This window comes from Pseudonocardia sulfidoxydans NBRC 16205 (genome assembly GCF_007989085.1).
Taxonomy (GTDB): Bacteria; Actinomycetota; Actinomycetes; order Mycobacteriales; family Pseudonocardiaceae; genus Pseudonocardia; species Pseudonocardia sulfidoxydans.
Genome location: NZ_BJVJ01000024.1, coordinates 47,954 through 64,741, shown reverse-complemented (window position 1 = coordinate 64,741; position 16,788 = coordinate 47,954). Strand labels below are relative to the sequence as shown.

General features: G+C 71.2%; 17 protein-coding genes and 1 tRNA gene. 10 read left to right on the top strand and 8 right to left on the bottom strand.

Features of this window, described 5'->3' with window-relative positions:
• Window positions 1-19: 19 nt before the first annotated feature.
• From PSU4_RS13955 to PSU4_RS13945, 3 genes are all read left to right on the top strand, one after another.
• Window positions 20-361 carry a winged helix-turn-helix domain-containing protein gene (locus PSU4_RS13955; protein ID WP_222596252.1) on the top strand — a complete coding sequence of 114 codons (342 nt, stop codon included), beginning with the start codon at window positions 20-22 and terminating at the stop codon, window positions 359-361.
• 150 nt (window positions 362-511) lie between these two features.
• Window positions 512-1,642, top strand: coding sequence for a hypothetical protein (locus tag PSU4_RS13950; protein WP_246115105.1), 1,131 nt, complete (start codon window positions 512-514; stop codon window positions 1,640-1,642).
• Between the two features lie 3 nt (window positions 1,643-1,645).
• Window positions 1,646-2,194, top strand: a complete 549-nt coding sequence (locus tag PSU4_RS13945; RefSeq protein ID WP_147107665.1) for a cysteine hydrolase family protein — start codon at window positions 1,646-1,648, stop codon at window positions 2,192-2,194.
• Window positions 2,195-2,209: 15 nt separating this feature from the next.
• Here the strand turns inward: PSU4_RS13945 and PSU4_RS13940 are convergent, their stop codons facing one another.
• A complete protein-coding gene (locus PSU4_RS13940; protein WP_147107662.1) occupies window positions 2,210-3,517 on the bottom strand; it encodes a tyrosine-type recombinase/integrase in 1,308 nt (435 codons plus the stop codon).
• 84 nt (window positions 3,518-3,601) lie between these two features.
• A tRNA-Lys gene (locus PSU4_RS13935) sits at window positions 3,602-3,674 on the bottom strand.
• A 141-nt stretch (window positions 3,675-3,815) separates the two neighbouring features.
• Between PSU4_RS13935 and PSU4_RS13930 the strand changes: the two genes are divergently transcribed.
• From PSU4_RS13930 to phoU (PSU4_RS13900), 7 genes are all read left to right on the top strand, one after another.
• Entirely contained in the window at window positions 3,816-4,403 is a 588-nt protein-coding gene (locus PSU4_RS13930) for a superoxide dismutase family protein (RefSeq protein ID WP_147107659.1), read from the top strand.
• Window positions 4,404-4,422: 19 nt separating this feature from the next.
• Entirely contained in the window at window positions 4,423-5,613 is a 1,191-nt protein-coding gene (gene dusB, locus PSU4_RS13925; protein WP_147107657.1) for a tRNA dihydrouridine synthase DusB, read from the top strand.
• Window positions 5,614-5,747: 134 nt separating this feature from the next.
• Window positions 5,748-6,584, top strand: a complete 837-nt coding sequence (locus PSU4_RS13920) for a GGDEF domain-containing protein (RefSeq protein ID WP_307724785.1) — start codon at window positions 5,748-5,750, stop codon at window positions 6,582-6,584.
• 268 nt (window positions 6,585-6,852) lie between these two features.
• Entirely contained in the window at window positions 6,853-8,838 is a 1,986-nt protein-coding gene (locus PSU4_RS13915; RefSeq protein ID WP_186816934.1) for an LCP family protein, read from the top strand.
• Window positions 8,839-8,939: 101 nt separating this feature from the next.
• Window positions 8,940-9,596 (top strand): phosphate signaling complex protein PhoU, encoded by a 657-nt coding sequence (gene phoU / locus PSU4_RS13910; protein ID WP_147107652.1) that lies wholly within the window; start codon window positions 8,940-8,942, stop codon window positions 9,594-9,596.
• A 63-nt stretch (window positions 9,597-9,659) separates the two neighbouring features.
• Window positions 9,660-9,887 (top strand): dodecin, encoded by a 228-nt coding sequence (locus PSU4_RS13905; protein WP_147107649.1) that lies wholly within the window; start codon window positions 9,660-9,662, stop codon window positions 9,885-9,887.
• Between the two features lie 69 nt (window positions 9,888-9,956).
• Window positions 9,957-10,613: a phosphate signaling complex protein PhoU gene (gene phoU, locus PSU4_RS13900; protein WP_147107646.1), complete on the top strand. Its 657-nt coding sequence runs from the start codon at window positions 9,957-9,959 to the stop codon at window positions 10,611-10,613.
• Window positions 10,614-10,642: 29 nt separating this feature from the next.
• Here the strand turns inward: phoU (PSU4_RS13900) and pstB are convergent, their stop codons facing one another.
• The 6 genes from pstB to PSU4_RS13870 all read right to left on the bottom strand — a co-directional run bounded on the left by pstB (window position 10,643) and on the right by PSU4_RS13870 (window position 16,545).
• Window positions 10,643-11,419, bottom strand: a complete 777-nt coding sequence (pstB, locus tag PSU4_RS13895; protein ID WP_147107643.1) for a phosphate ABC transporter ATP-binding protein PstB — start codon at window positions 11,417-11,419, stop codon at window positions 10,643-10,645.
• Window positions 11,420-11,432: 13 nt separating this feature from the next.
• Complete coding sequence (gene pstA, locus PSU4_RS13890; protein WP_147107640.1) at window positions 11,433-12,344, bottom strand: phosphate ABC transporter permease PstA; 912 nt, start codon at window positions 12,342-12,344, stop codon at window positions 11,433-11,435.
• Window positions 12,341-13,312, bottom strand: coding sequence for a phosphate ABC transporter permease subunit PstC (gene pstC, locus PSU4_RS13885; RefSeq protein WP_222596255.1), 972 nt, complete (start codon window positions 13,310-13,312; stop codon window positions 12,341-12,343). Before pstC ends, pstA begins: the two co-directional genes overlap by 4 nt.
• A gap of 211 nt (window positions 13,313-13,523) precedes the next feature.
• A complete protein-coding gene (gene pstS, locus PSU4_RS13880) occupies window positions 13,524-14,639 on the bottom strand; it encodes a phosphate ABC transporter substrate-binding protein PstS (protein ID WP_147107636.1) in 1,116 nt (371 codons plus the stop codon).
• A gap of 214 nt (window positions 14,640-14,853) precedes the next feature.
• Window positions 14,854-15,753, bottom strand: coding sequence for a mycothiol synthase (mshD, locus tag PSU4_RS13875; protein WP_147107633.1), 900 nt, complete (start codon window positions 15,751-15,753; stop codon window positions 14,854-14,856).
• Between the two features lie 30 nt (window positions 15,754-15,783).
• Window positions 15,784-16,545: a winged helix-turn-helix transcriptional regulator gene (locus PSU4_RS13870; protein WP_147107630.1), complete on the bottom strand. Its 762-nt coding sequence runs from the start codon at window positions 16,543-16,545 to the stop codon at window positions 15,784-15,786.
• Between the last annotated feature and the right edge of the window lie 243 nt (window positions 16,546-16,788).

The window sequence follows — 16,788 nt, the reverse complement described above, 5'->3', positions numbered from 1 at the left end:
GGCGGAAGGGATGTGCGAGTTGGCCGACTGGACTCGCGGGGAGCCGGCCTATCTACAGGTCGCCGAGGCGCTCCGGCAGCAGATCCGGAGTGGGCAACTCGTTCCGGGTCAACAGCTGCCGTCGTACTCCGCACTGATGCGCGAGTACGGCGTCTCGATCACTGTGGCCCGCTCCGCTGTAGCCGAGCTGCGGACAGAGGGCCTCGTGACCACGCACCAAGGCAAGGGTGCCTTCGTGCTTGAGGGAGCGTCCCAGGCGGCCGTGCCGCGAGATGCGGTCCTGGCGGCGTTGCGGCGCGACCTCGACGCCCTGGCAACGCGCGTCGCCGAGCTGGAGGCTCAGCGAGCCGATCCGCGGTAACTCGTTCTGTCGACTTTCTCCGTTCATGCCCCAAGAGTCGCGCCGTGCAGGCAACATCAACAGACGACAGCGAGGACAACGACGGACACGGCGCGGTGTCCCAGGACATGGGGGACACCTGGCATGGACACAGGGACATCGAGCTCCCGCGTGCCCAACCGCGTTCTCCTGGAGCTTCGCGCCTCACGGACGTGGGGCCGGCCCAGGCTCGCGCGGGAGCTGCACAACTTCTGCCAGACGCGTGGCTGGAGTTCCCCTGGCGAGTCGAACATCGAGAAACAGATCTACCGTCTGGAGACCGGCCGAGTTCGGCGACCGGAAGAGTTCTACGCCACTCTCATCGCCGCCTTCTTCCAGCGGTCGCCGGTCGACCTGTTTGGACCGTCCGAGTCAGTCTCAGCAAGCAGCAGCACCTACCGGATCCGTAGCCACAAGTTCGTGCCGCTGTACGTCGGCGCCGACGCGGTGGCCGGTTTTCGGCGACGTTCGTCCACGGCAGCTACCGAGGACGACTGGCTGACTTGCGAGCGAGTCGAGGAACTCGATATGGCCGACGCCCGAGCCCTCTGCTGGCCGTTCGGGGTCGTCATGTTTCACCTCGTCGAGGTCCTGGAGCCGGAGTCCGTTTCCTCGGTCGCAGTCTGGCGCCGCCTCACCTACGACGAGAACATGGAGCGCGCAGTCCAGGCCGTGACGGGCTTGGGGATCAAAGTCCTCAGTGATCCCTACATTCTGAGCGCCTATTTGGTCGAGGACACCCCGCTGGATGGCGCGCAGCACGACACCGCGCTCCGACTGCTCTGCGTTCCGCGCGTACTCGTCAGTCGACACGAGAAGGGAACTCCGGAGGAGAAGCTCGCTCATGCCTCGGTCGTCGAGCAGGCGTTCCTTCGCGACGGATTCGACCACCCCGACATCTGCGACTTCGGTGTCCGAGGTATCGCGACGGCGTACGCCTCGTGGTCCGGCGTCGTCTACTCGCCGCTCGCCCCCGAGCAGTGCCTCGCCGAGCGCGAGCTGGTGGCCTGCGAGCTATCTGTACAAGCAGCGTGGGCGTACGCCGACTACATCCGCCGCGTCGTCGAGGCGGGCGCCGATCCCGAGGTACCGCCGGAGTACAGCTGGCGCTACCTGCGCGGTATCCGCTCTCGCCTGACGACCGAGCGCCCACAGGAGACCTCGCAGCACCGCGCCATGCGCGAGGCCATCGTCAACACCAGCGGCCTGGTCCGCAGACTAGACCAGGCAATCGACACCCTCCGAGACTGCGACAGGCGGTAGCAGGTGCCAGAGATCAACCCGGTTCTGGTCGTCGTCGACGTCCAGAACGGATTCGTAACCGAGCACTCCCGGCACGTCGTGCCGATCGTCGCACGCCTAGCCCAAGATTGGCTCGACAACGGTCGGGACGTCGTGTTCACCCGCTATCTCAACTACGACGGCAGCCCGTTCGAGAGGGTCATGGGGTGGTCGAAGCTCAAGGACTCGCCAGAAATCGACATCGTCGACGAGTTGCAGGACCTCAGCCGGAAAGCCACGGCCGTCATCGACAAGACGATCTACACGCTGTTCAACGACGAGGGCTCAGCGCTCGCGGAGTCACTCCAGTGGACGGACATGTTCGTGTGCGGGATCGACACTGAGGTCTGCGTCCTTAAGACCGCCGTCGATGCGTTCGAGCACGGGATCCGATCTTGGCTGTTGACCGACGCCTCAGCGAGTCATTCCGGCCGGCTGGCGCACGATGCGGGAGTGCAGGTGGCAGAGAAAATGCTTGGGCGACTGCAGACGATTAGCACAGTCGATGTCGAGGGGTGCCTCTCCTCGACGTAGGCCCGCGCCGGCCCCTCATCGCCGCTTCATGCGGCTGCCGAGAACCTCGGCAGCCTGCTGGTCGGCCTCGGCGACCCAGGCGGCGTAGACGCGCAACGTGGTCGCCCCACCGCCCCCGTGCCCGAGACGACCCGCCACCGTGCGCAGGTCGACGCCCGCGGTGAGCAGCTCGGTCGCCGAGTAGTGCCGTAGGGCATGGAGGTGGCTGTCGATCCCGAGTTCCGCGCACATCCGCCCGTACCGGTGCGTCACGCCGCTCGGATCCACGGGCCCGTCGTGCAACGGCTTGTGCGAGAACAGGAACGCTGCCGGCGTCGGTTCCTGCCCAATCCGGCGGACCTGCTCCTCAACCCGCCGGCGGTGCTCGTCGAGCACCTCCACCGTCGCCGTGTCGAGGGAGATCCGACGCATCTGGTGCGTCTTTGTGTCCTTCTCCAGCGCTCGCCGACTCGTGCGCACGTAGCTGCGGCTGATGGTGAGCTTGCCGCCCTGCAGGTCGACATCGCTCCAGCGGAGCGCGAGCACCTCGGCTCGACGCATGCCGGTCACCATCACCAGCCAGACGAGCGTCCCCCACTCGTCGTCCTGCGCCCAGGCTGCCTCGATGATCCGGGCCGCCTCTGCAGCCGTCGGCGGCGTCGGTTGTGGCGCACGCTGCTTCGGTTTCCTCGCCACCTCGGCAGGGTTGCTGCGGATCCACTCCCAGCGGACCGCGGCCGCGAATGCTGCGCTGAGGATCCAGTGCACCTGGCGGATGGACGACGCCGCCATCGGCGTGCAGGTGTGTGGCGGGCACTCGACGACAACGCAACCCGCCGCCGCGCAGTCGTGCGGGGTCTTGCCCGGACGGCCGGGCTTGCGTTTGTGCCGGATCTCCCGGCATTCGTGCGCTACGGCCGTCCGGTGGTCGACCGCCGGCTCACCGTCTCGGCAGCGGTGACGGCAGCGTCGGAGCTCGGCGTAGAACTCCTCGAGGACTTGCGCGGTGACCTTCCCTATGGGCACGTCGCCGAGTGCGGGTTCGATCGTGCGGCGGATGTAGCCGCGATAGCCGTCGAGCGTCGACTCCTCGGCCTCGTGCGTACGCAACCACGACTCCAAGGCCTTCCCGAGCGTGACACGGGTACGGACGTTGCGCTGCTCGTCGACCTGGCCCACGAAACGACGGCGGATCCGCTCCGCTTCGCGAGCGTCGGGGGCGGAGTCGGTCAGATAGAGGCGCTTGCCGGTGACGGGATCCTGGCCGGCGTAAACGACTACCTGGTAGGAGCTGCCCCGCTGCCGGATCGTCCCGCGCTGACGCTTCGGTACCGCGGTAGCCATGTCGGCAGTCTATCCGCAGTCAGACTCGCAGTCAGGGCCTTGGCTGGCAGGGCGGCGATTGCCATATCTGCAGGTCAGATGGTGTGGGCCCCCGGGGGATCGAACCCCGAACCCGCGGATTAAAAGTCCGCTGCTCTGCCGATTGAGCTAGAGGCCCGCAGGCGCCGCAGCGCCCACGCCAGACTACGACCTGCCGCTCCCCCGCACCGCCGCCCCACCGGGGTCTGCCCGTGACCTTCGTCGCGCCGCCACCCCCACCTGCCGTCGGTCACGGTGTGTCATCGGCGATCCTGCTCCGATGCGTGCATTGCGGACTTCCGCGACGATCGTTCTCGCCGCCCTGCTGCTCGTCGGCTGCTCGAACTCGGAGCGCCCGTCGGACGCGCCCGCGACCGCGGTGAACGCCCAGGCCCGGGCGGTGGACGTCGCCACGGAGTTCTCCGCCTCCGACACGGCGGCGATCACGTACAAGCCCGATCTCGTGCCGCTGGGTTCGTCGGTGGCGGTGTCGTCGCGCTCGGGTGGCGGGTCGTCGACGGTCACGCTGACGGTCACAGGTCTGTTGCCCGACCATCACTACGGCGCGCACGCCCACACGAAGCCTTGCGGCGCAGCGGCTGCCGACTCGGGGCCGCACTTCCAGCACGAGAAGGACCCGGTGACGCCGAGCGTCGACCCGGCCTTCGCGAACCCGCAGAACGAGATCTGGCTGGACCTGTCGACAGGTGGGTCGGGGGCCGCGTCGGCGACGTCGAAGGTGGCGTGGGACTTCACCGATACGGCGGCGCCGAAGTCGGTGGTGGTGCACGCGAACCACACGTCGATGGAGCCGGGGAAGGCCGGTACGGCGGGTGACCGGCTGGCCTGCGTGAACGTCGGCTTCTAGACGGAGGACAATCGGCCGGGTGAGTGTGCAGGACCTCGTCGCCCGCCCGGCGACCACGGCGGCAGCACCGGCCACGACGCCGGTGCTGCCGCCGCTGCGTATCGGGAAGTTCTCCGTCGACACCCCGGTGGTGCTGGCGCCGATGGCCGGGATCACCAACCCCGGTTTCCGGCGGCTGTGCCGCGAGCAGGGCGCGGGCTACTACGTGTGCGAGATGATCACGTCGCGCGGGCTGGTGGAGCGCAACCCGCTGACGTTCCGCATGATCGCGTTCGACCCCGACGAGCACCCGCGGTCGATGCAGCTCTACGGCGTCGACCCGGCGACGATCGGCGCGGCGGTGCGGGTCATCGCGGAGCGGGACCTGGCCGATCACCTGGACCTGAACTTCGGCTGCCCCGTACCCAAGGTGACGCGTCGCGGGGGCGGGGCGGCGTTGCCGTACAAGGTGCGGTTGTTCGAGCGCATCGTGCGGGCCGCCGTGGACAACGCGGCGCCGGCCGGCATCCCGGTGACGGTGAAGATGCGCATCGGCATCGACGACGAGCACCACACGTTCCTCGAGGCCGCGCGGATCGCGCGGGACTGCGGGGTGTCGGCGGTGGCGCTGCACGCCCGGACCGCGGCGCAGCGTTACTCGGGCACGGCCGACTGGTCGATGATCTCCCGGCTGCGCGACGCGATGCCCGCGGAGCTTCCCGTGCTGGGCAACGGCGACATCTTCTCCGCCGACGACGCGCTCGCGATGGTCGCGCAGACCGGCTGCGACGGGGTGGTGATCGGGCGGGGCTGTCTGGGCAGGCCGTGGCTGTTCGCCGACCTGGAGGCGGCGTTCGCGGGCCGGCCGCTGCCGACGCCGCCGAACCTGGGCACGGTCGCGGCGACGATCCGTCGGCACGCGGTGCTGTTGTGCGAGCACATGGGCGACCACAAGGGCATCCGCGACGTCCGCAAGCACATCGCCTGGTACCTGAAGGGGTTCCCGGTGGGCGGGGACGTCCGCAAGCGGCTGGGCATGGTGGCGAGCATCGACGAGCTCTACGAGCTGCTGGCGATGCTCGACCACGACGAGCCGTTCCCCGCCGACGCCGAGGGCCCGCGTGGGCGGCAGGGGTCGCCGGGGCGTGTCGTGCTGCCGGAGCACTGGCTGGACGACCCGTGCGACCCGTCGGTGCCGTTCGGTGCGGAACTGGATCATTCCGGCGGGTGATCGCCTCTACGGCCGGTGCAGGCGTCCTCGCCCGGTCGTGTGGAGTCGGGCGCGAAAGGGTTGCGCAGGCCCGGAAACCTCAAGCGTCACACCTGTCACGACGAGACAATCGGCATGGCGACGGGGGTGATGACGTGAGCGATGCGACGGTGACGGCGGGGCCGATGCCGATCGGTGACGTCGAGGCGACCCCTGCCGTGGCCGCGGCCCGCGCCGCCCGGCACACCGCGGAGGCGGAGAAGCTCGCCGCGCAGGGCCTGTGGGAGCAGGCGTACACGCACCTGCGGGCGGCGGTCCGGCTGCACCACATGGCGGGCAGCGCGACGGCGGCACCCGACGAGTTGGACCGGTTGCGCCGCGAGCACGCGGAGGCGCGGGAGCAGAGTCGCCGCGACAGCCTGACGGCGAGCTACAACCGTCGCTACCTGGACGAGCGGCTCGACGCGCTGCTCACCGATCTCGCCGACCTGGGCGACGACACCGTCCGCACCGCGGGCATCTGCGTGGCGCTGGCCGACATCGACCACTTCAAGCTGGTCAACGACACCCACGGCCACCTGCTGGGCGACCGGGTGCTGCAGCGGATGGTCGCCGAGCTCGACGCGGCGCTGCCCGACGGCGCGTTCTGCGCCCGCTACGGTGGCGAGGAGTTCGCGCTGGTCATGCCGGGCCGCGCGCTGGCCGACGCGGTGCGCTGGTGCGAGGCGGCGCGGGAACGGGTCGCGCAGCACCCGTGGCACGAGCTGCACCCGGACCTGCGGGTCACGGTGAGCATCGGGGTCGCGCACTCGGACAGCCGCCCCACCGACGTCGAGCGCCTCATCGGTGCCGCCGACGCGCACCTGTACACGGCGAAGCAGGCGGGCCGCAACGCCGTCGCGTACCGGTCGGAGCGCACCGGGCTGGTGCGGCTGGCGGGTCCGGCGTCGCGTCGCCGGTCGATCCCGCAGCCGGTCCGCACCACGGGGTGAGCACGCCCCCGGGCGGCCGCGGGGGGTCGGCTCCGTAAACTCGGGCGGACGCGGGGGCGGATCGTCGGTCGAACACGGCCGGGTCCGCCCTCTCGCTTTGGCCGAGGAGGTGACCGTGCCGAACGGGTCGGACCGTCCGCGGGAGCCCTCGGCCCGGCGCCGCCCGCACACTCCCCCGGAACCACGTTCCCCCGGGGAGCCTGACCGGGATACGACCGGTCGGCGCGGGCGAAGCCCCCGTGGGGACGGTGCGACGCCGCACACGTCGGTGCTGCCGGTGGTCGGCGGCGATCCCGTCACAGAGCAGTTCACGCAGCTGCAACCGCGGATCGACGACGCCTCGCCGGAACACCCCAGGGTCCGCGACGACGCCCGGGACGGCCCACCGACGACCGCGATCCGGGCGACGACGCCCCCGACCGCCGCGATCCCGACGACCACCATCCCCAGGGTTGCTTCGCCGCCTCCGGGCGCTCCCCCCGCGGAACCGCGCCGCCCCGCACCTCCCCCGAACCCCCCGACACCGGCGGCAACACCGGCGGCGACACCGGCGGGCTCTCGGGCCGCGACCAGGCCTACGCCGAGCTCCCTGCCCCCGGGCCTGATCGAGGCCCTCGGCGGGGTCGCGCCCAAAGGCACCGGTGGGGTCGCGCCCGAGGGCACCGACGGAGTCGCGCCCGAGGGCGTCGCTGGGGTCACGGCCGCGACCGGTGACACCGACGCGGAGGAGCCCGTCGACCTCGCCACCCCCGACGACGGTCACGCGCGCCGCAGGAGGATCGACGAGAGCCTGACCCGGCTGTCGGCCGCACACCGTGGCCCCGTCCCACCCCGCGAGCACGACGGGACGTACGACGACGAGCCTCCGGAACCGCTTCCCGCGGGCGGCCCCTGGTCCCCGGACATCGACACGGGCGCACGTCGGCTGCGCTGGGCGGCGGTGGCGGCGGCCCTGGCCGTGTTCGTCGCCATGACGGTGGGCTGGTCGTCGAAGCTCGGTCTCGACGGCCGCATCCAGCAGGTCGCCGCCCTGGACCCGGAGTCTGCCGCGGTGCTCGACGCCGAGGCCCAGGCGGGCACCCACAACGTGCTCCTGCTGGGCGTCGACACCACCACGGGGACCGATCCGGGGTCCGACACGATCGTGCTGGCCCACACCCCGGCCGACGGTGGCGTGGTGACGCGGCTGTCGTTCCCGCGGAACCTGGAGATCAACCGGCCGCCGTGCCGGGGTTGGGACCCGGCCACGGGCGGCTACCTCGACCAGACCGTGCCCGCGGAGACGCGGACGACGATCGACACCGCCTACCGGTCGGGCGGGCCGGCGTGTGTGGTGCGGGTCGTGCAGCAGCTCACGGGGCTGTCGGTGTCGGCCTTCGCGGCGGTCGAGCTCGGCGGGCTGGGCGACATGGCGGGCACCCTCGGCGGGCTGCCGGTGTGCCTGGACCGCCCGGTCGTCGACGGGGTGCTCGGCACCGTGACCTCCGGCGCCGGTGAGGTCACGCTCGACGCGGCCACCGCGGCGGGAGTCGTGCGGGCGCGGCACGTGCAGGGCGACGCCGGGACCGACGAGGGGCTCGTCGACCGCCAGCAGCGGGTGCTGGCGTCGGCGCTCGACGGCGCGCTGTCGACGCCGGCGCTGCTGAACCCGTTCGGCAGCACCGCGTTCGGGCAGGTGCTGGGCCGGTCGGTGGTGGCCGACGGGATGGACGTCGACCAGCTGCTGGCGGCGGCGTCGACGGTGCGGGGCACCGGCCCGCAGGCTCCGTTCGTCACGGTGCCGACTACGGGGGAGATCAACACCCGCGGCAACGCGGTGCTGCGTGACCGGGACGCGTCGGCGCTGTTCACGGCGCTGCGGACGGGCGCGCCACTTCCCGAGGTCACGCCGAGCACGGTCGACGTGCCGGCGCCGTCCGCGATCTCGGTGGACGTGCTGAACGCGTCGCAGCGCACCGGTCTGGCCCAGGACGTCGCGTCGCGGCTGCGGGCGGTGACGTTCGGGATCGGGTCGGTGGCCAACGCGTCGCGGCCCGCGGCCGACACGGTGATCCGGTTCTCCCCGGACCGGTCGGCGGAGGCGCAGGTGGTGGCGTCGGCGGTGCCGTCGGCACGGTCGGTTCCCGACGCGACGGCGAGCGGTGTCCTTCAGCTGGTCCTGGGCGACTCGTTCGACGGGACGATCCGGGCGGTCTCCACGACGCCCGCGGGTGCGCCCGCGGCGGCGGGGCCGGTCGCCGACACGTGCTCCTGAGGCCCCGCGGGCCCTCTGAGCAGGCGGAAGACCGCGATCGTTCACCGTCGGTTCACTCACGGGAGCGGACTCGGCGGACCCTTCGCCGTAGGCTTTCCGGCATGCGTGACCACTACCAGGAACAACTCGACGAGCTCGCCAACCGGCTGGCGGACATGTGCGACAGGGTGGCGGCCGCACTGGGGAAGGCGACGCACGCCCTCCTGAACGCCGACCTCCAGCTGGCGGAGGAGGTCATCTCCGAGGACGTCGGCATCGACGGTGTCAGGGACCGGGCCGAGGAGCAGGCGTTCGCGCTGCTGGCGCTGCAGGCGCCAGTGGCGACGGACCTGCGGATCGTCGTGTCGGCCATCCACGGCGCCGGCGACATCGAGCGCATGGGCGACCTGGCGCTGCACGTGGCGCAGGCGGCCCGCCGCCGGCACCCGCAGCCCGTGCTGCCCGACGAGATCGCCCCGTACTTCTCCGAGATGGGCCGCGTCGGCGTGGAGCTGGCCACGAAGGCCGCCGCCGTCATCCGCAGCCGTGACCTCGCGGCGGCGGCGGAGCTCGAGACCGACGACGACGCGATGGACGACCTGCACCGGCACATGTTCACCGTGCTGATGGACCGCGACTGGGACCACGGCGTCGCCGCGGCCGTCGACGTCACGCTGCTCGCCCGGTTCTACGAGCGCTACGCCGACCACGCGGTCGCCGTGGCCCGCCGGATCGTCTACGTGGTCACCGGACAGATGCCGGGACCGCTCACCGTCTGACCTACCCCGCCCCGGGGCCGGTCCCGCCGTTTGGCGCGGGGCTCGTTCGGGGACACATCGGTCATGTCGAGCAACGTGTATCGCGTGACCGAGATCGTCGGGACCTCCACCACGAGCGTGGACGAGGCGATCACCAACGGGGTGGCGCGCGCGTCGGAGACGTTGCGCAACCTGGACTGGTTCGAGGTCACCGAGATCCGGGGGCACCTCGCCGAGGGCGGCGTCGACTACTACCAGGTCGGGCTCAAGGTCGGCTTCCGGTTGGACGACTCGTCGTCGCAGAACCCGTGACTCCCGCAGTTCATCCCGCGTTCACCCCGAACACCGCGTCCGGCGATGTCCGTTTCCTAGATTGACGCGGTGCGTGATGCGCTGCAGGTACAGCTGACCGATCTGACGGACCGGCTGGCCGTCATGGCCCACGACGTCGCCCAGGCGATGCGCGACGCGACCACCGCATGTCTCGAGGGCAGGGTGCGGCTCGCCGAACGCGTGATCTCCGGCGACGCGGCGATCGACGCGCGTCGCGACGAGATCGAGGAGCAGGCCGTCACGATCCTGGCGTTGCAGCAGCCCGTGGCGACGGACCTGCGGCGGGCGCTGGCGGTCATCCACGTGGCCGACGACATCGAGCGGATGGGCGACCTGGCCCGGCACGTGGCGAAGGCGGTCCGCCGCCGGCACCCGGCGTCACCCGTGCCCGGCGAGGTGCACCCGTTGCTCGAACGGATGGCGGACACGGCGATCACGATGGCGCTCAAGGCGTCCGAGGTGCTGCGGACGGGCAACGTGCTGCTCGCCGCGGAGCTCGACGGTGACGACGACGAGATGGACCACCTGCACCGGGAGGTGTTCGCGGTCCTGATGGACCAGAGCTGGCCGCACGAGGTGACGGCGGCCGTGGACCTGACGTTGCTGGCCCGGTTCTACGAGCGTTACGCCGACCACGCCGTGGCGGTGGCGAAGCGCACCATCTACGCCGTGGTCGGCGGCGGGCCCGACCCCCTCCCGATCTGACCCGCCGCCTGTCGCGGTCCCCGGACGGCTCAGCCGAAGCGGCCGGAGATGTAGTCCTCGGTGGCCTGCTCGGTGGGGTTGGAGAACATCTTCGGCGTGTCGTCGATCTCGACGAGGCGGCCGGGCTCCCCCGTCGCGCGCAGGTTGAAGAAGGCCGTCTGGTCGCTGACGCGGGCGGCCTGCTGCATGTTGTGCGTGACGATGACGATCGTGTAGTCGGCCTTCAGCTCGGAGATCAGGTCCTCGATGGCGAGGGTCGAGATCGGGTCGAGCGCCGAGCACGGCTCGTCCATGAGCAGGACGTCGGGCTGCACCGCGATCGCGCGGGCGATGCAGAGACGCTGCTGCTGACCGCCGGAGAGGCCGCCGCCCGGCTTGGCGAGCCGGTCCTTGACCTCGTTCCACAGGTTCGCGCCGCGCAGGGCGCGCTCGGCGACCTCGTCGAGCTCCTTCTTACCCTTGCGGCCCTGCAGCTTCAGTCCGGCCACCACGTTGTCGCGGATCGACATCGTCGGGAACGGGTTGGGCCGCTGGAACACCATGCCGATCGTGCGGCGCACGCTCACCGGGTCGACCGACGGGCCGTAGATGTTCTCTCCGTCGAGCAGGATCTCCCCGTCGACGCGCGCGCCGGGGATGACCTCGTGCATGCGGTTCAGGGTGCGCAGCACGGTCGACTTGCCGCAGCCGGACGGGCCGATGAAGGCCGTCACGCTGCGCGGGGGGACCGCGAGGCTGACGCTGTCGACGGCGTGGAACTTGCCGTAGTAGATGTCGACGTCCTTCAGGTCCAGGCGCTTGGCCACCGGAGGCCCTCTCTCACTTGGTCTTGGGGGCGGTGACCTTGGACAGGAAGGCCGCCAGGAGCTGGAAGATCGTGATGATCAGGATCAGGGTGATGGCCGCGCCCCAGAGCCGGTCGGCGCCGGCGTCGGTGGGGTTGCTCCGCTCGACCGTCATCATCAGGGGCAGCGACGCCATGTTGCCGCCGAAGATGTCGAAGTTGATGTACGGGGCGTAGGCCACGAGGATCAGCACGGGCGCGGTCTCGCCCATGACGCGGGCGAGCGCGAGCACGATGCCGGTGAGCATCCCCGACAGCGCCGTGGGGATGACGACCTTCACGATCGTCTTCCACTTGGGCACGCCGAGCGCGTACGACGCCTCGCGCAGGTCGTCGGGGACGATGCGCAGCATCTCCTCCGTCGACCGGACGACGACGGGCAGCATCAGCAGCACGAGTGCGAGCGACACCGCGAAGGCGCTGCGGGGCAGGCCGAAGATCGAGATCCAGACCGCGTAGACGAACAGCGCGGCGACGATCGAGGGGACACCGGTGAGGATGTCGACCATGAACGTCGTGGCCCGGGCGAGCCGGGTGCCCGCGCCGTACTCGACGAGGTAGATCGCGACCATGATGCCGATCGGCGTCGCGATGATCGCGCAGACGAGGCCTTGGAGCAGGGTGCCGACGATCGCGTGGTAGGCGCCGCCGCCCTCCTGCCGGGCGAGCAGGCCGTTGAGCGACTGCGACCACCAGGTGGAGCTGACGATCGCGGCGATGCCCTGGCTGACGACGGTCCAGATGACCCACACCAGCGGCACGAGCGCGACGAGGAACGCGAGTGTCATCAGGACGGTCGCGAGGCTGTTGCGCGCCTTGCGGCCCGCGCTGATGCCGGTGAAGGTCGGCGCGGTCGCCGCCTTGTCCAGGTCGATGGTGGTGCTCATGCCTTGGCTCCCGAGCGCGCGATGACCCAGCGGGCGGCCGCGTTGACGAGGAACGTCAGCACGAACAGGACGAGACCGGCCGCGATGAACGCGCCCGCCGACAGGTTGTTGTTGAGCTCGGCGAACGACAGGGCGATCTTCGAGGCGAACGTGGCGCCGCCGTCGAAGAGGCTGCCCGTGAAGATCGCGGGCGTCGCCGCAAGGATGATCATCAGCGCGATCGTCTCGCCGAGCGCGCGGCCGAGGCCGAGCATCGAGGCGCTGACGTAGCCGGCGCGGCCGAAGGGCCACACCGTCATCCGGACGACCTCCCACTTGGTCGCGCCGAGGGCGAGCGCCGCCTCGATGTGGGCGCGCGGCGTGCGCGCGAACACCTCGCGGCTGATGGCGGTGATGATCGGGAGGATCATGACCGCGAGCACGATGCCGGCGGTGAAGACCGTCGCACCGGCGATCTGCACGTTGCCCGGGGAGAACAGGAAGAACCAGCCCAGGTTGTCCTGCAGCCACAGGGCGAACGGCTGGATCACCGGCGCCAGGACGAACAGGCCCCAGAGGCCGAAGATGATCGACGGCACGGCGGCGAGCAGGTCGACCAGGTAGCCGAAGGGCCGCGCGACCCGGGCCGGCGCGTACTGGGTGAGGAACAGGGCGATGCCCAGCCCGATCGGCATGGCCAGCACCAGCGCGAACAGCGACACCTCGACGGTGACGAGCAGCAGGTCGAGGATGCCGAAGTGCAGATTGTTCGGGTCGCCGGCCTCGAACTGCCTGCTGGTCAGGAAGTCGGCGTTGTTCTGCAGCAGCGGCGGGACGGCCTGGATCAGCAGGAACAGGCCGATGGCGCCGATGAGTGCGACGACGAAGGCACCCGAGCCCGTGGCGAGGAACCGGAAGATCCGGTCGCCGCGCTGGACGAAGGTCGCGCCGGACGTGCCCTCGTCGGGGGGCCGCGGTTCGGTGGGGATACCGGCCTCCGGAACCGGAGCGGAGACGGAACCGCCCCACCGGTCACCGGGTTCACCGGTGCCGGCGGGGCCGTCCGTCACGGATTGGTCGCTCAACGCACGCCCTCGCCGGAGCTCGGGCGGCGCTGCGCGCACGCGCTGTACAGATCGATCGCTCGCTCGCGCTCGCTCATGGCGTCTCGGTCTCCGTGATCGTGCCCGAAGGCAGATGTCAGGCGATGGCCTGGATTGCGGTCAGCAGCTTCTGCTGGAACTCGGCCGGCAGCGGCGCGTAGCCGGCGGCGGAGAGGTTGGCCTGGCCATCGGTGGCGGCAACCGTCAGGAAGGACTTGACGGCGGTCGCGGTGGCGGCGTCGTAACCCTTCGAGCAGACGATCTCGTAGGTCGCCAGGAACAGCGGGTACGAACCGGCCGGGGGCTCGGCGTAGGTCTTGGTCAGGTCGAGGACCAGGTCGTTGCCCTGGCCGGTGACCGTGACGCCGGCGATCGCCTTGCCGACGTTGGCGTCGGTCAGCTCGACCGCGCCCGCGCCACTGTCGATCTTGGCTATGCCCAGCTCGTTGTCCTGCGCGAACGACAGCTCGACGTAGCCGATGGAGCCCTCGGTCGCGGCGATGGCCTGCGCGACACCCGCGGAGCCCTGCGCGCCGGAGCCGACGCCACCGGTGAACTTCTTGCCGGCGTCCTGGGTCCAGGCGCCCTTCGAGGAGGCCTTCAGGTACTTCTGGAAGTTGTCGGTGGTGCCCGAGTCGTCGGAACGGAAGACGACGTTGATGGGCGCGGCCGGCAGGGTGACGCCGCTGTTCAGCGCAGCGATTGCCGGGTCGTTCCAGGTCGTGATCCGGCCGTTGAAGATCTTGGCGGCGGTCTCGCCGTCGAGGGTGAGCGAGTCGGCGCCGGCGACCTTGTAGGCGATCGCGACGGGGCCGAACACCAGCGGCAGGTTCCACGCCGGGTTGTTCTGGCAGCGGGTCGCGGCCGGGCCGCTCTCGGCCGAACCGAGGGCCGAGTCGGAGCCGCCGAAGTCGACGAGGCCGGCGGTGAACTGCTTGACACCCGCGCCGGAGCCCGTCGGGTTGTAGGCGATCTTGCTGTTCGCGCACTTGGCCTGGTAGGCCTGCGCGAACACGTCCATCGCGTTCTTCTGGGCCGACGAGCCCTCGGCCGTCAGACCGGCCTTGCCGTTGCAGTCGACGGCCGGCGAGTTCGCCGACGACGTCGCGCCGGCACCCGAGCCGCCGGCGTTGGGGTCGCTGCCACATGCGGCCAGCAGGATCGCGCCCGCCGCCGCCAGTGCGACCACGAGCCCGTGGCGCTGGAGCTTCACTGAATTTCCTCCGCTTGGATCACATTCGTACGGCTCGGGGCGGCCGTTCGCGGAGGACGCTAGGCAGGCCGGGTGGCCGGCCGACCCTGATCAGATGAACGAGGAATGAACACCTCACGGGGCGTGCCCGGGATCACTACCCGATCGTGGTCATGACGACGCGTCGACCTGCGTCGACACCCCCGGATCGGGGTTGCGTCACGGTGAACGACGATCAGGCCCGATACATCGAGTGGATGCGCCACGGGGTGAAACCGAGGCGGCGGTAGACGGCCACGGCGGCGTCGTTGTCGGACTCCACGTAGAGCATCACGTCGTCGAGACCCTGCGCCCGCAGGTGCTCGAGCCCGGCGATCGTCAGCGCCCCGCCGAGGCGCCTGCCCTGCGCCGCCGGGTCCACCCCCAGGACGTAGACCTCCCCGATCGCGGGGCCCTCCGGGCCGGCCGGGTGGACCTTCGTCCAGTGATAGCCCAGCAGCCGGTCCCCCTCGACGGCGAGCAGGAACCCGGCCGGGTCGAACCACGGCTCCGCCTCCCGCTGGGCGACCTGCTCGTGCGTCCAGCCGCCCTGCTCGGGATGCCAGTCGAACGCCGCATTGTTGACGCGCAGGAACTCCGCCTCGTCGCGGCCGGGCTCGTACGCGCGCAGCAGCACCCCGTCGGGGAACTCCGCGGCGGGCAGCGGCTCGCTCAGCTCGCGGCGCATCTGCCACAGCTCCCGGACCTTCGTCATGTCGTGCGTGGCGGCCAGCCGGGCCGCGCCCGGGTGCTCGCCGTGCGCCCACACCTCGACCGGGCCGCCCGCCCGGGCGACGACCTGGTCGACCAGCGCCCGGCCGATCCCCTGCCTGCGAAACCGCGGGTCGACGACGAGCTCCGCCGACGCCGCGTCCGCGCCCGACGTGTCGAGCTGCGCGTAGCCGGCGACCGCCCCCTCGGCCCGGGCCACGACGTGCACGATCCCGGTGCCGCCGTGCCGCAGGTTGATCAGGATCTGCTCCGACAGCGGGGCGATCCCGTCGCCCTCCGCGGCCGCGTCGGCGAGGGCCCGGACCGCCACGGCGTCCTCGTCGCCGATGCGGTCCGACGTGGACGGTGACGCAGCTCCGGTCATGCCCCGAACCCTACGCGGGCGTCACGACGGTCAACCGTGGTGAGACACCGGCTCGGGGGCCCGGTGGCCCTCCTCGTCGTCGTCGGCCTGCTCCTCGAGGCCACCCACCGCCACACCCATCGCACCGCGCGCGGGCCGCACGAACTTGTAGCCGACGTTGCGGACCGTGCCGATCATCTGCTCGTGCTCGGTGCCGAGCTTCGCGCGCAACCGCCGCACGTGCACGTCGACGGTGCGGGTGCCGCCGAAGAAGTCGTAGCCCCACACCTCCTGCAACAGCTGGGCGCGGGTGAACACCCGGCCCGCGTGCTGCGCGAGGTACTTCAACAGCTCGAACTCCTTGTACGTGAGCTCGAGCAGGCGACCGCGCAGCCGCGCCGAGTACGTCGCCTCGTCGATCACCAGCTCGCCCAGGACGAGGGCGCCACCCGTGGTCGTGGCGTCGCCACCGGGACGGGCCCGCAGCAGCCGCAGCCGGGCGTCGACCTCCGCCGGGCCCGCGCCGGGCAGCAGGATCTCGTCGACGGCCCACTCCGAGGACACGGCGACCAACCCGCCCTCGGTGAGGATCGCGACGACGGGGACATCGGTCCCCGTGCTGCCCAGCAACCGGCACAGGCTGCGCGCGGCGACGAGATCGGTGCGGGCATCGACCAGCACAGCGTCGTGGGGACCCGCGTCGAGCAGGGCGGCCACCTCGGGGGCGGCCGTGCGCACCCCGTGGGGCAACAGCGTCAACGCGGGCAGGACAGACCCCGGATCAGGGTCCGCAGTGAGCAGCAGGAGTTCCACCGCCGGCTCCTCTCCGCCGGGGGCGCGACCAGGCCGACCGGCATGTCACGCACGGCGCTCGACCCGCGGCGACAGGAGCCGGTCCGCCCGGTGCCCGCCTCCGCGCGACCCGGTCGGGCCCCACGCGGAACGCTCGGACCATATCGGTTCAGTTGCGCGGTGTCCGAGGATCGCGGCGCACCTCACGGGCCTCCCCCACCCTCCGGACGGGGTCGGCAGGGGCCGTGTCGGGCACGCCCACTA

Bases quoted from the DNA above. Each gene is read 5' to 3' on its own strand.
- mshD (WP_147107633.1), bottom strand. From the start codon at position 15,753: ATGACCGGAGCTGCGTCACCGTCCACGTCGGACCGCATCGGCGACGAG.
- PSU4_RS13940 (WP_147107662.1), bottom strand. From the start codon at position 3,517: ATGGCTACCGCGGTACCGAAGCGTCAGCGCGGGACGATCCGGCAGCGG.
- phoU (WP_147107652.1), top strand. From the start codon at position 8,940: ATGCGTGACCACTACCAGGAACAACTCGACGAGCTCGCCAACCGGCTG.
- PSU4_RS13930 (WP_147107659.1), top strand. From the start codon at position 3,816: ATGCGTGCATTGCGGACTTCCGCGACGATCGTTCTCGCCGCCCTGCTG.
- PSU4_RS13905 (WP_147107649.1), top strand. From the start codon at position 9,660: ATGTCGAGCAACGTGTATCGCGTGACCGAGATCGTCGGGACCTCCACC.
- pstA (WP_147107640.1), bottom strand. From the start codon at position 12,344: ATGAGCACCACCATCGACCTGGACAAGGCGGCGACCGCGCCGACCTTC.